Origin of the sequence: Pseudomonas sp., assembly GCF_032058845.1 — a bacterium.
Lineage (GTDB): Bacteria > Pseudomonadota > Gammaproteobacteria > Pseudomonadales > Pseudomonadaceae > Aquipseudomonas.
The window spans coordinates 1-11,556 of the sequence record NZ_DAMCCR010000019.1; the positions used below are offsets into that span (position 1 = coordinate 1).

The 11,556-nt window shown below is 63.6% G+C and carries 7 protein-coding genes and 1 pseudogene; 4 read left to right on the forward strand and 4 right to left on the reverse strand.

Annotated features, from left to right (window positions below; genetic code table 11):
* Positions 1–205, reverse strand: a pseudogene (locus RT028_RS05845) (hypothetical protein); the annotation flags it as partial.
* 310 nt (positions 206–515) lie between these two features.
* Here RT028_RS05845 and RT028_RS05850 point away from each other — a divergent pair.
* Both RT028_RS05850 and glyA read left to right on the forward strand, forming a co-directional pair.
* Complete coding sequence (locus RT028_RS05850; RefSeq protein WP_312933429.1) at positions 516–4,343, forward strand: EAL domain-containing protein; 3,828 nt, start codon at positions 516–518, stop codon at positions 4,341–4,343.
* Positions 4,344–4,477: 134 nt separating this feature from the next.
* Complete coding sequence (gene glyA / locus RT028_RS05855; RefSeq protein WP_312933431.1) at positions 4,478–5,731, forward strand: serine hydroxymethyltransferase; 1,254 nt, start codon at positions 4,478–4,480, stop codon at positions 5,729–5,731.
* A gap of 85 nt (positions 5,732–5,816) precedes the next feature.
* Here glyA and yjiA read toward each other — a convergent pair whose 3' ends face one another.
* From yjiA to RT028_RS05870, 3 genes are all read right to left on the reverse strand, one after another.
* Entirely contained in the window at positions 5,817–6,803 is a 987-nt protein-coding gene (gene yjiA / locus RT028_RS05860; RefSeq protein WP_312933433.1) for a GTPase, read from the reverse strand.
* Between the two features lie 130 nt (positions 6,804–6,933).
* Positions 6,934–7,131: a YbdD/YjiX family protein gene (locus tag RT028_RS05865; protein ID WP_296265425.1), complete on the reverse strand. Its 198-nt coding sequence runs from the start codon at positions 7,129–7,131 to the stop codon at positions 6,934–6,936.
* A gap of 18 nt (positions 7,132–7,149) precedes the next feature.
* The gene (locus RT028_RS05870) at positions 7,150–9,216 is read right to left on the reverse strand and encodes a carbon starvation CstA family protein (protein WP_312933437.1); all 2,067 of its coding nucleotides are present in this window, start codon (positions 9,214–9,216) and stop codon (positions 7,150–7,152) included.
* 169 nt (positions 9,217–9,385) lie between these two features.
* Here RT028_RS05870 and RT028_RS05875 point away from each other — a divergent pair, with 169 nt between their 5' ends.
* Positions 9,386–9,751, forward strand: a complete 366-nt coding sequence (locus tag RT028_RS05875; RefSeq protein WP_312933439.1) for a PilZ domain-containing protein — start codon at positions 9,386–9,388, stop codon at positions 9,749–9,751.
* A gap of 262 nt (positions 9,752–10,013) precedes the next feature.
* On the forward strand, positions 10,014–11,528 hold the full coding sequence (locus tag RT028_RS05880; RefSeq protein WP_312933441.1) for a nucleobase:cation symporter-2 family protein: 1,515 nt from the start codon (positions 10,014–10,016) through the stop codon (positions 11,526–11,528).
* Positions 11,529–11,556 lie beyond the last annotated feature (28 nt).

The following is an 11,556-nucleotide window of genomic DNA, read 5'->3' on the forward strand; positions in this document are numbered from 1 at the left end:
TGCCCGCCGTTGCCGCAGCGGCCCTGGCCTGCTTGCGCAGCTCGGCCAGCGACGGCGACTTGGCAACGCTGACCGCGGCGGGCTTGAGCAGCGTGCGCTGGCAGGATTTGCAGGACACTTCCTCGCTGACGCCGCTGCTGACCAGTGTTTGCGCGGTGCGCCCGCAGGCGGCCTCGAGGCCGTTGGTGGAATAGTGGGTAACCAAACCGGGTTTCTCCGAAAAGCACGTGCATTGGAACGGCCGGCATTCTCGCACACCCAGCTCCACATGCCGAACCGACAGGACGGCAGGACAGATCAGTAGCACTTTGCCATAATGGCGCCCACCTCCGGGTTTTGCACCCATGCCGCTGGGCGGTTTTCGACCTGGCATGACAAGTATCAAGGCTTTTCATTCAGAGCCTAGGCGCCACCTCCGGCGCGGACTATAGTGCGGCGGCCCCACGAGTACCCCGGCAGCCCGTCCAACGGCTTTGCTTCCCCTGCCATTGCCAGCCCTTTCGCAGGATGAACGCTTGACTAGTCATCTCCCACCTACAGCACCGAGCGTTTCTGTACCTGCCAAGGCTATTGGCGGCTCGCTCAAAGGTGCCCTGGCGCTGATCGTACTGCTGCTGCTGGGCCTGCTCATCTGGCAATTGCTGGCGCAGTTTCGCACCACCCTGGTCGAGCAGCGCGAGCAAAGCCTGAGCGCCACCGCCGTGCTGGCCGAGCAGCTCGAGCTGAACATGGCGCTCAAGGCCCAACAGGCCATCACGCTGCTGCAACCCCATGCCGAGCCTCCCACTGCCAGCGAGCTTCCCGTGCTGCTGGAGCGCTGGCGCCGGCAGTTGCCGGCCTTGCAGGACGTGACGTGGCTGGACACCGCCGGCCAGCTACAACTCGACAGCGTACCCGCCGCAGGCACCACCGATGCCTTGCCCGCTGCCGTCAGGCTCGGCCTGGGCCAGGCATTTTTCTGGAGCGACAGCGCCGATGGCCAGACCCTCTATCTGACACTCCAGCAACCCGACGGCGCGTCCGAGAAAGCCCGTGGCTACTGGCTTGTGCGCCTCTCGGCGGACTACATTCAGACCCTCAGCCAGCGCCTGCAAAGCGCTGATCATCCCCTGTGGCTACTGCAGAACAGCCGCACAGCGCATGTCCTGGCACGCCATACCGGGCTGCCCGCCAACAGCGCACTGGACAGTGTGATGCTCAGCTTTCTCGACCACAGTACCTGGCAGTTGCAGGGGTTTTTCGATGCCCGACAAGCGCGTAACCACTTGCTTCCGGCACTGATTGGCAAGTGCCTGCTGATACTGCTCTGCGCGTGCCTGCCAGCCCTGGCCCTGCTCAACCTGCGCCGCCGCCAGCGCGCGCTGCAGGAGGACCGTCGCCGCTACCACGACATCTTCGAAGGCACCGGCGTGGCGCTGTGTGTGCTCGACCTCTCCAGCCTGCCCGGCCAGCTTCAGCGCCATCACGTGGGCAACCGCGCCGCGCTCAAGCACAGCCTGGCACTGGACCCGAACCTGCGCCGGTCGCTGTTGCAGGAGCTGAAGATCACCGAAACCAATCAGGTGGCCCGGCAACTGCTCGGCGTCGACTGCAACGCGCGCGCCTGGCAGCGCCTGATCGAAAGCACCGGCGATGGCCGCGACAGCGTTGGCATGCAGCTGATCGATGCGGTCCTCGAGCAACGCTCGCAGCTTGAACTGGAAGTGCGCCTGCCCACCCCATCGGCCACCGACCTGCACCTGTGGCTGATGGTCCGGCTGCCCGAGCCGCGCGATTACCAGGCGGTGATCCTCAGCATCAGCGACATCACCAGCCGCAAGCAGGTCGAGCTGTCGGTGCTCGAGCGCGAAAGCTTCTGGTCGGATGTGGTGCGTACCGTGCCTGACCAGCTGTACGTGCAGGACGTGCAGAGCCAGCAGATGATCTTCAGCAACCGCCACCTTGGCCAGACCCTGGGCTACTCCCGCGCGGAACTGACGCAACTGGGCGACCGTTTCTGGGAGCTGCTGATGCACCCGAGCGATGCCGAGCAGTACCGTGCGCAGCGCTGGCACCGCCGTGAGGCGGGCAAGGATCAACCGCTGCATTACCAGACCCGCTTCCGCCACAAGGACGGCTCGTGGCGCTGCTACGACATCCGCGAGCAGGTGCTGAGCCACGACAGCGACGGGCAGGCGACACGCATCATCGGCGTGGGCAAGGATGTGACGGTGCAGATCGAGGCCAGCGAGTCGCTGCGCGACAGCGAACAGCGCTACCGCATGCTCGCCGAAAGCATCAGCGACGTGATCTTTTCCACCGACAGCCAACTGCAGCTCAATTACCTCAGCCCGTCGGTGAAAGTGGTGCTGGGGTATGAAGTGGAGTGGGTCTTCGCCAACGGCTGGCAGTCGACCATTGCCAACCCCGCGCAACTCAGCGGCGTGCTGCGCCTGCTCGAGCAGGTCACCCATGCCTTGGGCGACCCCGCGCAGCTGGATCGGCTGCGTAACGAGCTGCCGACCCAGCTGTTTCTGTTCGACTGCCTGCGCGCCGACGGCCGCAAGATCCCCATCGAGCTGCGTGTGGTGCTGGTCTGGGATGAGCATGACGGCTTCGAAGGCATTCTTGGTGTAGGCCGTGACATCAGCCAGCAGCGCCGCGCCGAGAAAGACCTGCGCATGGCCGCCACGGTGTTCGAGCATTCCACCTCGGCCATTCTGATCACCGACCCGGCCGGCTATATCGTACAGGCCAACGAGGCCTTCAGCCGGGTCAGTGGCTACGCGGTGAGCGATGTGCTGGACCAGTTGCCGAGCCTGCTGGTGGTCGACAATCAGCAGGACGCCCACCTGCGCTACGTGCTCAAGCAACTGCACCAGCGCGGCAGCTGGGAAGGCGAGGTGTGGCTCAAGCGCCGCAGCGGCGAGCACTACCCGGCCTGGGTCGGCATCACCGCGGTGTTCGACGATGAAGGCGACCTGGCCAGCTATGTGTGCTTCTTCACCGACATCAGCGAGCGCAAGGCCAGCGAACAGCGCATTCATCGGCTGGCCTACTACGACGCCCTGACCCACCTGCCCAACCGCACCTTGTTCCAGGACCGGCTCTACACCGCGTTGCAGCAAGCGCAGCGCAACACCTCCTGGGTGGTGCTGATGTTCCTCGACCTCGATCGCTTCAAGCCCATCAACGATTCGCTCGGCCACGCCGCCGGCGATCGCATGCTCAAGGACATGGCCGAACGCCTGCTGGCCTGTGTGCACGATGACGACACCGTGGCGCGCATGGGCGGTGACGAATTCACCTTGCTGCTGCAACCCAGACCCAGCCGCGAAGCTTCGCTGAACCGCGCCATCCATGTGGCCGAGAACATTCTCGCCAGCCTGGTGCGGCCGTTCGTGCTGGAGAACCGCGAGTTCTTCGTGACCGCGAGCATCGGCATTGCCCTGAGCCCGCAGGATGGCAGCGAGCTCAGCCAGTTGATGAAAAACGCCGACACGGCCATGTACCACGCCAAGGAACGCGGCAAGAACAACTTCCAGTTCTACCAGGCCGACATGAACGCCAGCGCGCTCGAGCGCCTGGAGCTGGAAAGCGACCTGCGCCATGCGTTGGAGCAGAACGAGTTCATCCTCTATTACCAGCCGCAGTTCAGCGGTGACGGCAAGCGCCTGACGGGCGCCGAAGCGCTGCTGCGCTGGCGCCACCCGCGGCGTGGGCTGATCCCGCCGGGCGAGTTCATTCCGGTGCTCGAAGAGCTGGGCTTGGTGGTGGACGTTGGCGACTGGGTGCTGCGTGAAGCCAGCCGGCAGCTGGTCGCGTGGCGCAAGGCGCGTGTGCGGGTGCCGAAGGTGTCGGTGAACCTGTCGGCGCGGCAGTTCTCGGACGGCCAACTGGGCACCCGCATCGCGACCATCCTCAACGAAAGCGGGCTGCCGCCGGCCTGTCTGGAACTGGAGCTGACCGAAAGCATCCTGATGCGCGAGGTCAACGAGGCCTTGCAGATTCTCGACAGCCTCAAGCAGCTGGGCTTGAGCATTGCCGTCGATGACTTCGGCACGGGTTATTCCTCGCTCAACTACCTCAAGCAGTTCCCCATCGATGTGCTGAAGATCGACCGCACCTTCGTCGATGGCCTGCCGGCCGGTGAGCAGGACGCGCAGATCGCCCGCGCCATAATCGCCATGGCCCACAGCCTGAACCTGGCGGTGATCGCCGAAGGCGTCGAGACCCACGAGCAGCTGGAATTCCTCCGCGAGCATGATTGCGACGAGGTGCAAGGCTATCTGTTCGGTCGGCCCATGCCGGCAAATCAGTTCGAAGCGCAGTTCAGCAACGAAGCGCTGTTCATGCTGGGGTGAATGCGCTGCAGGCGGCCAATCGATACAACAGCGCTCACGGCTGCGCATTCACTTTGCCGCTCGCCATGTGCAGCTTCTCTCCCCCCCATGAGGTAGAATGCTGGCCCCTTTAAGCCCGATCCTTGAGGACCGCCATGTTCAGCCGTGATTTGACCATTGCCAAGTACGACGCCGAGCTCTTCGAAGCCATGCAGCAAGAAGCTCTGCGCCAGGAAGAGCACATCGAGCTGATCGCCTCGGAAAACTACACCAGCCCAGCGGTGATGGAAGCCCAGGGTAGCGTGCTGACCAACAAGTACGCCGAAGGCTACCCGGGCAAGCGTTACTACGGTGGTTGCGAGCACGTCGACGTGGTCGAGCAGTTGGCCATTGACCGAGCCAAGGAGCTGTTCGGCGCCGATTATGCCAACGTCCAGCCGCACGCCGGTTCGCAAGCCAACGCAGCCGTTTACCTGGCCCTGCTGAGCGCCGGTGACACCATCCTGGGCATGAGCCTGGCCCACGGCGGCCACCTGACCCACGGTGCCAGCGTTTCCTCCTCCGGCAAGCTGTACAACGCCATCCAGTACGGCATCGACGCCAACGGCCTGATCGACTACGACGAAGTCGAGCGCCTGGCTGTCGAGCACAAGCCGAAGATGATCGTGGCAGGTTTCTCGGCCTACTCGCAGATCCTCGACTTCCCGCGCTTCCGCGCCATCGCTGACAAGGTCGGTGCCTACCTGTTCGTCGACATGGCGCACGTGGCGGGTCTGGTTGCCGCCGGCGTGTACCCGAACCCGGTGCCGTTTGCCGACGTGGTCACCACCACCACCCACAAGACCCTGCGCGGTCCACGTGGCGGCCTGATCCTGGCCCGTGCCAACGCCGACATCGAGAAAAAGCTCAACTCGGCCGTGTTCCCTGGTGCCCAGGGCGGCCCGCTGGAGCACGTCATTGCCGCCAAGGCGATCTGCTTCAAGGAAGCGCTGCAGCCTGAGTTCAAGGCGTACCAGCAGCAAGTGGTGAAGAACGCCCAGGCCATGGCCGGCGTGTTCATCGAGCGCGGCTTCGACGTGGTGTCCGGCGGCACCGAGAACCACCTGTTCCTGCTCTCGCTGATCAAGCAGGACATTTCCGGCAAAGACGCCGACGCGGCGCTGGGCAAGGCGTTCATCACCGTGAACAAGAACTCGGTACCGAACGATCCACGCTCCCCGTTCGTCACCTCGGGCCTGCGTTTCGGCACCCCGGCCGTGACCACCCGTGGCTTCAAGGAAACCGAGTGCCGCGAGCTGGCCGGCTGGATCTGCGACATCCTGGCCGACCTGAACAACGATGCGGTGATCGACGCCGTGCGTGAGAAGGTCAAGGCCATCTGCAAGAAGCTGCCGGTTTACGGCAACTGAGCAAGGCACTGCTGACGGCCTGACCGTCAGTCCATGAAAAAACCGATGTCGGGCGACCGGCATCGGTTTTTTCATGCCTGTGGTTTCACGGGGTTGCGGTTTGGCCAAGCGCCGCGAAGCCTGCCTTGATCCGGTCTTCCGGCAACTCATCACCGATGAAGACCATCACGCTTTCCCGCGCCTCGCCCTCACACCATTCGGCATCCCAATCGAAGCCATACAGCTTGAGCACGCCCTGGAACACCAGGCGGCGGTCGTCGCCGGCGATGTTCAGCACGCCCTTGTAGCGCAGCAGCTGCTTGCCATGGGTTTCCAACAGCTCGTTCATGAAGTCGCTGAGGCGGTCGATGTCCAGCGCCACCTCGCTGCGCAGCACCAGTGTGGAGATGCGGTCGGGCATCGCTGGCTTGCGCACCGGGCGCAGCGTGGGGCGCAGGTTCTCGCCCAGGTCCGGGTTGAGGTTGAAGCCGCGCACATCGAGCAGCTCGGCCAGGTCGATGCGCCCTTGTTCGACCACACGAACGGCCGCGCGGCCATTGATCCGCGCCAGGCGTTCGCGCAGTGCGTCGACCGCGGCAGGGTCGGCCAGGTCGGTCTTGCTCAGCAACAGGCGGTCGGCAAAGCCCACCTGGGCCTGGGCAATGCTCTGGGTCAGGTGCACGTCGGCATGCACAGCGTCGACCAGAGTGATGATGCCGTCGAGAATGTAGCGCTCGCGCAGCTCCTCATCGATGAAGAAGGTCTGCGCCACGGGCGCCGGGTCCGCCAGGCCGGTGCACTCGATCACCAGGCGGTCGAAGGCGATCTCACCGGCGTCCAGGCGTTCGAGCAGCAGGTAGAGGGCTTTGGTCAGGTCGGTGTGGATGGTGCAGCACACGCAGCCATTGGCCAGGGTCATGACCTGAACCGGCTCCTCGCCCAGCAGCTGGCTGTCGATGCCGGCGTCGCTGAACTCGTTCTCGATCACGGCGATCTTCAGGCCGTGCTCGGCCTTGAGCATGTGCTTGAGCAAGGTCGTTTTGCCAGCACCGAGAAAGCCGGTGAGCACGGTAACGGGAATGGGCGGTTGCACGCAGAATGTCTCCTTGAAGCAGAAATGAAAATGGGAGCGCGGTTGTCCGGGCTCCCACAGGTTCATGCGTTAACGCTTTCAACGACGCCGTTCAGCTTGCCAACGTCCGGTGGTTAACCGCACGCCGGGGTCAACAGCATTTGGGCCCAGCCTTGCCACCATAACGAGCCTCCTGGCGTTCGCGAAAGAACGCCTCGTAGCTCATCACCGGCTGGTCCGGGTGGGTGCGCTGCATGTGCTCGACGTAGTTGTCGTAGTCCGGCATGCCTACCATCAGGCGGGCAGCCTGACCCAGGTACTTACCCAGGCGTCCCAGGTCGTTGAACATGGCCGCAGCCCTCTCTGGTTACGCTTCAGGCAAAGCCTGGAACGGGGTTTCCTTGTCGGTCCGCTCTTTGCGATTCCAGGCGCGATAACCGACCTTGAGGGCAAAGAACAGGATGCTGAACACCACGACCAGGAACAGCACGGTCAGCCCGGCGTTGGTGTAGGCGTTGTAGATCACGTGCTGCATCTGGCCGATGTCCTTGGCCGGCGCCAGTACCTGACCGGCTTCGAGCGCGGTGCTGTACTTGTTCGCCAGGGCCAGGAAGCCCACTGCGGGGTTGCTGTCGAACAGCTTGATGAAGCTCGCGGTGGTGGTGCAGATCAGCAGCCAGATGGCCGGCAGCAGGGTGACCCACACGTACTGCTGACGCTTCATCTTCACCAGCACGACGGTGCCGAGCATCAGCGCGATACCGGCGAGCATCTGGTTGGAGATGCCGAACAGCGGCCACAGGGTGTTGATGCCGCCCAGTGGATCGACCACGCCCTGGTACAGCAGCCAGCCCCACATGGCCACGCAGCCGGCGGTGGCGATCACGTTGGCGGTCCACGACTCGGTTTTCTTCAGAGCCGGCACGAAGTTGCCGAGTAGGTCCTGCAGCATGAAGCGACCGGCACGGGTGCCCGCGTCCACCGCGGTGAGGATGAACAGCGCCTCGAAGAGGATCGCGAAGTGGTACCAGAACGCCATGGTGTTCTCGCCCGGCAGCACGCTGTGCAGGATCTGCGCGATACCTACGGCGAGGGTCGGTGCACCACCGGCACGGGCCAGGATGGTGTTCTCGCCGATATCCCGGGCGACCGCCTCGAGCTGCTCGGGGGTGATCATGAAGCCCCAGCTGCTGACCGTGGCGGCTACCGACTGAACATCCGAGCCGACCAGCGCCGCCGGGCTGTTCATGGCGAAGTAGATCCCCGGCTCGATCACCGAGGCAGCGACCATGGCCATGATGGCCACGAAGGATTCCATCAGCATGCCGCCATAACCGATGTAACGGGCATGGGTCTCGTTGGCCATGAGCTTGGGCGTGGTGCCCGAGCTGATCAGCGCGTGGAAGCCGGACACCGCGCCGCAGGCGATGGTGATGAACAGGAACGGGAACAGGGTGCCCTTCCACACCGGGCCGGTACCGTCGGTGAACTGGGTCAGCGCCGGCATCTTCAGCTCGGGCATCACTACCAGGATGCCGATGGCCAGGGCGATGATGGTGCCGATCTTCAGGAAGGTCGACAGGTAGTCACGCGGCGCCAGGATCAGCCACACCGGTAAAACCGCGGCGACGAAGCCATAGCCGATCAGCATCCAGGTGATCTGCACACCGGTGAAGGTGAAGGCCGGGCCCCACACCGGGTCAGCGGCGATCACACCACCGAGCCAGATCGAGCCGAGCAGCAGGACCACCCCGATCAGGGAAATCTCGCCGATGCGACCGGGCCGGATGTAGCGCATGTAGATGCCCATGAACATCGCGATGGGAATCGTCGCCATCACCGTGAACATGCCCCACGGGCTTTCCGCCAGCGCCTTGACGACGATCAGCGAGAGCACCGCGAGGATGATGATCATGATCAGAAAGGCGCCGAACAGCGCGATGGTGCCGGGGATCTGGCCCATTTCCTCGCGCACCAGCTCGCCCAGGGAGCGGCCGTTACGGCGGGTGGAAATGAACAGCACCATGAAGTCCTGCACCGCACCGGCCAGCACCACGCCGGCGATCAGCCAGAGCGTGCCGGGCAGATACCCCATCTGCGCGGCCAGTACCGGACCGACCAGGGGCCCTGCCCCGGCAATGGCGGCAAAGTGGTGGCCGAAGAGGATGTGCTTGTTGGTCGGCACGTAGTCCAGACCATCGTTGTTGAGCACCGCGGGGGTGGCCCGACGCGGGTCGAGCTGCATCACCTTGGTGGCGATGAACAGGCTGTAGTAACGGTAGGCAACCAGGTACAAGGCCACCGCAGCGACCACGATCCACAAGGCATTGACTGCTTCGCCCCGACGCAAGGCAACCACGCCCAGCGCACAGGCTCCTAACACTGCCAGTGCCAGCCACGGGACGTGGCGGAGCAGGCTATTATTGTTGTTCATGGTTTTACTTCCAGCTGGATTATTGGAATAACGCCGCTCACCGAGTCTAGGGCGAGTGCTTGCGCATTGCCACATCTGCTTTGGTCTAGAGCCTCTGCAGCCTCATCAGCCAGTGTCTGATCTGTCACCCTGTGCCTCTTCCATCCGATGTCTCACCGAGGATTTCATCATGAGCGGTTCACCCACGCGCCGACGCTTTCAACGCATTCCGTTCGATGCCAGGACCGAACTGCATCGAGGACACCAGTCCTGGCCAGTCAGGTTGCTGGATGTGTCGCTCAAGGGGTTGTTGGTAGAACGGCCAGCCTCTTGGCAGGCCGACCTTGCGCAACCCTTGGCAGCGACCGTGCACCTGGATCCGAACACCCACGTGCGCCTGCAAGTCGAACTGCGCCATGAAGAGGCCAATCGCCTGGGTTTCAGCTGGATCACCACCGACCTGGAGTCGCTGACCCACCTGCACCGCCTGATGCAATTGAATCTGGCAGACGAGGCGGAAATGCAGCGCGAGCTGCGGGAATTGATCGATATTTAAGATCTATTTGCGCGCTAACGAATAATTCAAAGGGCGTTTTCTGTCTGGTTAGACAGGTTTATTGTGTTTTTCTTATTTTCTGTATACACCGCTCTAGCACCCACCATACAGGCGTTTTACAGGGTGCAGATCCAGGCTGAAACGGGGCTGTAAAGCGGGCTGAACGGCTCACATCAAAATTATTGTATACAATCGATATGACTCCTTAGGTACGATTCATACCGGTAGTGCCACACAACAATAATTCGAGAGAGCCTGCTCCATGACCACGTCCCCTAGCGCCTCCTCACCCGCCCGGCCCGAGGATGAAAACCTCGGCCTGGGCGCCAACCTGGCCTACGGCCTGCAGCACGTGCTGACCATGTACGGCGGTATCGTCGCGGTGCCGTTGATCCTTGGCCAGGCCGCCGGCATGACGCCAGCAGACATCGGCCTGCTGATCGCCGCTTCATTGTTTGCGGGCGGCCTGGCGACCTTGCTGCAGACCCTCGGCCTGCCGTTCTTCGGCTGTCAGTTGCCGCTGGTGCAAGGCGTGTCGTTCGCCGGCGTGGCGACCATGGGTGCGATTCTCGGCACGCAGGGCGGCGGCGGCATGCCGGCCGTGCTGGGTGCGGTGATGGCCGCCGCGCTGATCGGCTTGCTGATCACCCCGGTGTTTTCGCGCATCACCCAGTTCTTCCCGCCGCTGGTGACCGGCATCGTCATCACCACCATCGGCCTGACCCTGATGCCGGTCGCTGCGCGCTGGGTGATGGGCGGCAACAGCGCCGCCGAAGACTTCGGCAGCGTGGCCAACATCGGCCTGGCCGCACTCACCTTCGCCATTGTGCTGCTGCTGAGCAAGATCGGCAGCGGCACGCTTTCAAGGCTGTCGATTCTTCTGGCCATGGTGATCGGTACGCTGATCGCCTGGGCACTGGGCATGGCCGATTTCAGCCAGGTCAGCCAAGGCCCGCTGCTGGCCCTGCCGGCACCCTTTCACTTCGGCATGCCGACCTTCCACGTCGCGGCCATCCTGTCGATGTGCATCGTGATCATGGTCACCCTGGTGGAAACGTCGGCCGACATCCTTGCCGTAGGCGACATCATCGGCACCAAGGTCGACTCCAAACGCCTGGGCAACGGCCTGCGGGCAGACATGGTGTCGAGCATCCTGGCGCCGATCTTCGGCTCGTTCACGCAGAGCGCATTCGCCCAGAACGTCGGGCTGGTGGCCGTGACGGGGGTGAAAAGTCGCTTTGTGGTGGCCACCGGCGGCGTCATCCTGGTGGTACTCGGCCTGTTGCCGGTCATGGGCCGCGTGATCGCCGCCGTACCGACCCCGGTACTGGGCGGCGCCGGCATCGTCCTGTTCGGCACGGTGGCGGCCAGCGGCATCCGCACCCTGTCGAAGGTCAGCTACCAGAACAACGTCAACCTGATCATCGTCGCCGCCTCGCTGGGCTTCGGCATGATCCCCATCGCCGCGCCGACCTTCTATCACCACTTTCCCAGCTGGTTCGAAACCATCTTCCACTCCGGGATCAGCTCGGCGGCGATCATGGCGATCGTGCTGAACCTGCTGTTCAACCACCTCAAGGCCGGCAACCCGCAGCAACCCTCGGTGTTCGCGGCGGGCTACGAGCGCACCATTCACTACGCCGATATTTCGGCGCTGCGCGATGGCGACTATTTCAAGGATGGCCACCTGTACGATGCCGAAGGGCATGAGGTGCCGATGCAGGAAGATGACCACGAGCCGCCCAAGCCGCGGCGCCGGGCCATGGCCGAGCACTGATTGACCGTGAAGGTCGAGGGGCACCGAC

Coding starts and splice junctions, on each gene's coding strand:
- glyA (WP_312933431.1), top strand. CDS start 4,478: ATGTTCAGCCGTGATTTGACCATTGCCAAGTACGACGCCGAGCTCTTC.
- RT028_RS05880 (WP_312933441.1), top strand. CDS start 10,014: ATGACCACGTCCCCTAGCGCCTCCTCACCCGCCCGGCCCGAGGATGAA.
- RT028_RS05865 (WP_296265425.1), bottom strand. CDS start 7,131: ATGTTCAACGACCTGGGACGCCTGGGTAAGTACCTGGGTCAGGCTGCC.
- RT028_RS05870 (WP_312933437.1), bottom strand. CDS start 9,216: ATGAACAACAATAATAGCCTGCTCCGCCACGTCCCGTGGCTGGCACTG.
- RT028_RS05875 (WP_312933439.1), top strand. CDS start 9,386: ATGAGCGGTTCACCCACGCGCCGACGCTTTCAACGCATTCCGTTCGAT.